The organism is uncultured Caldilinea sp. (assembly GCF_937128415.1).
GTDB lineage: Bacteria > Chloroflexota > Anaerolineae > Caldilineales > Caldilineaceae > Caldilinea.
Genome location: NZ_CAKZMJ010000107.1, coordinates 1 through 2,880, shown reverse-complemented (window position 1 = coordinate 2,880; position 2,880 = coordinate 1). Strand labels below are relative to the sequence as shown.

General features: G+C 62.7%; 3 protein-coding genes. 1 reads left to right on the top strand and 2 read right to left on the bottom strand.

The window, feature by feature from the left end; all coding sequences use genetic code 11:
• Together pyrB and Q0367_RS20075 are read right to left on the bottom strand one after the other, a co-directional pair.
• The coding region (gene pyrB, locus Q0367_RS20080; protein ID WP_298984385.1) for an aspartate carbamoyltransferase at nucleotides 1-938 on the bottom strand (938 nt) is incomplete at its 3' end.
• 68 nt (nucleotides 939-1,006) lie between these two features.
• A complete protein-coding gene (locus Q0367_RS20075) occupies nucleotides 1,007-2,131 on the bottom strand; it encodes an amidohydrolase family protein (RefSeq protein WP_298984383.1) in 1,125 nt (374 codons plus the stop codon).
• A 133-nt stretch (nucleotides 2,132-2,264) separates the two neighbouring features.
• On the opposite strand from Q0367_RS20075, the gene Q0367_RS20070 reads away from it, so the two are divergent.
• On the top strand, nucleotides 2,265-2,880 hold a 616-nt coding region (locus Q0367_RS20070; protein ID WP_298984382.1), incomplete at its 3' end, for an HD family hydrolase.

The following is a 2,880-nucleotide window of genomic DNA, read 5'->3' as shown; positions in this document are numbered from 1 at the left end:
ATGTACATGCCGTTGCGCATCTGGCGGAAGTAGGCGGCGCGTGGGTCGTTGTCCACTGCGTAGCTGATTTCGTTGACGCGCGGCAGCGGGTGCATGACGATCATGCGGTCTTTGGCCCGGCTCATCAGCTCCGGATCGACGATGTAGCGGTCCTTGACCATGTCATATTCGGCGAGGTCGGTGAAGCGCTCTTTCTGCACGCGCGTCACGTAGAGCACATCGACGTCGCCGATGATCTCGTGGACATCCTCGCGCTCCTCGTAGGCGTGGCCGCTGCGGTCGAGCACCTCCAGCACATCCTTGGGCATGCGCAGGATCTCCGGGCTGACGAAGACGAACTCCACCGGATAGTTGACCAGCAGCTTGGTCAGGCTATGCACAGTGCGGCCGTACTTCAGGTCGCCCACCATCGCCACCTTCAGGCCGCCGACCTCGCCCAGCGCCTCGATGATGGTGTAGAGGTCGAGCAGCGCCTGGGTGGGATGCTCGCCCACGCCGTCGCCGGCGTTGATCACGGGCTTGCTGGCGTAGTGCGCCGCAATGGCCGCCGAGCCGACCTCGGGATGGCGAATCACGATGATGTCGGCGTAGCTCTCCAGCGTGCGCACGGTGTCAGGCAGGCTCTCGCCCTTGGTCACCGAGCTATACTGCACGTTGTTGATCGGGATCACCTGGCCGCCCAGCCGGAGCATCGCCGCCATGAAGCTGGAGCTGGTGCGCGTGCTCGGCTCGTAGAAGAGGTTGGCCAGAATCTTGCCCTGGAGCAAGTCGGCGCTGCCGAAGCGCTCCACCAACACCTTCATTTCGTCCGCCACGTTGAAAATATAATCCAGCTTGGTGCGGTCGAACTGGCTGACGCTGATGATGTCTTGGCCGTAAAAGCCGTTGTCCGTGCGGTTGGCGGCCATGCTGTCCACCTGTTTGATTTTGGGTTCCATAAGAAACGTTGCTCCTTTTGCAAATCGAACGATCAAACGAAAATCAAAAAAATTCAGCGTCCGGCTATTTACTCCTGAAACAGCACCTTCCCAAATCCCGGCTTCGCCAATACTTCCCCTTCTTGATAGACGGTTTCTCCGCGCAGCACGACGCGCTCCACCCGCCCATAGACGCGCCGACCGGCGAAAGGCGTCCATCCGACCCTGGTTTTCAGGCCGACGTTCGTCAACGTGTAGGCGGCGTCCACATCGACCTCCACCCAGGCGTCGGGCTGTGCGGGCAGCCCGTAAATGCGCCGCGGATTGTCCACGCAGCGGGCGACGATGTCTTGCACGTCGAGCCGGCCTTCGTGGACGGCGGTCAAGAGCAAGGGCAGCATCGTCTCCAGCCCGGGAACGCCGGGGGGCGGTGAAGCCGGCGCCTCGCTTGCGCCGACGCCTTTTTCCGCCAGCGTGTGCGGCGCATGGTCCGTGGCGAAGACGTCCACGACATCCAGATGCTCCCAAAGCGCGGCCACGTCGTCGGGCGTCGCCAACCGCGGGCGCATGTCGCCTAGCGGGCCCAGCCGCGGCAAATCTTCGACGGAAAGAAAGAGATGATGGGGCGTCGCCTCGCAGGTGACGGGCAGCCCGCGCTCTTTGGCTTTGCGGATCAGCTCGATCTCGCTGCGGCGGCTGACATGGGCGATGTGCAGGGGGACGTTATACAGGTGGCTCAAGGCCAGACAAACCGGAACCATCAGCTCCTCGGCGTGAACAGTGATCGGACCGAGCCCCTTCGCCGCGCCGTGCATCCGATAGCCAACCTGCGCCGCCTTCTCCGCCCAGGAGCGGAAGAGCCGATGCATCATCTCCAGCGTGTCGATGCGCAGACTGCCAAACGTGTCATTCACGTAAATCTTGAGGCCGCACGCCCGCTCCGCCGCCGGCAAGTAGGCGTCGCCCTCGGTGTTGGTGGCGCCAACAAAAAGCCCGACGTCGCATACAGCCTTGGCTGCTGCAAGTCGGGCCTTCTCCGCCAGTCGCTCCGGCGTGGAAGTCGGCGGGTTGGTGTTGGGCATGTCCAACACCGTGGTCACGCCGCCGGCCAGCGCCGCACAGGTGCCGGAGGCGAAATCCTCTTTGTGTTCGTAGCCCGGTTCGCGCAAATGGACGTGCGCATCCACCAGGCCGGGGAGACGTATTTTGCTCATGCGCTCGCCTTACCTTCGTTTGGCCTCATTGTCTCCATTGTAGCCGGAAGCAAGCGATCCACCCAAACCTCCGCCGTTCAATTCCGCAGAAGAGGAAGGGCGCTGGTAAAATGAGCATCGATAGGAGACCATCATGACGGATGCAAACATGAATAACGCCAAGACCAACGACCGCCTCGCCGCTCAACTCGCTTTCTTGCTCGAAATCGACCGCCTGAAGCGCGTCCTGCGACGCACCGCCATCGTGGGCGGCGAGCGCCGCGAGAACAGCGCCGAACACTCCTGGCACCTGGCCGTGATGGCGATGGTGCTGGCCGAACACGCCAACGAGCCGATCGACCTGCTGCACACCATCAAGCTGGTGCTCGTGCACGACATCGTCGAGATCGACGCCGGCGACACCTTCGCCTACGATGCGCAGGCCAACCTCGACAAGGAAGAGCGGGAGCGCGCCGCCGCCGACCGTATCTTCAGCCTGCTGCCCGATGATCAACGCGAGGAACTGCGCAGCCTGTGGGAGGAGTTCGACGCTCGCCAGACGCCCGAAGCGCGCTTTGCCAACGCGCTCGACCGCTTGATGCCTTCGCTGCAAAATTATGTCAATAACGGCGGCACCTGGCGAGAACCGGGCGTGGACCGCGAAGCGGTTTTCATCCGTCTCCAGCCGATCCAGGAAGGCTCCCAGACGCTCTGGAATCACGTCGAGGCCATGCTGAACAACGCCGTCGAGCAGGGGCTTATCCGAAAAG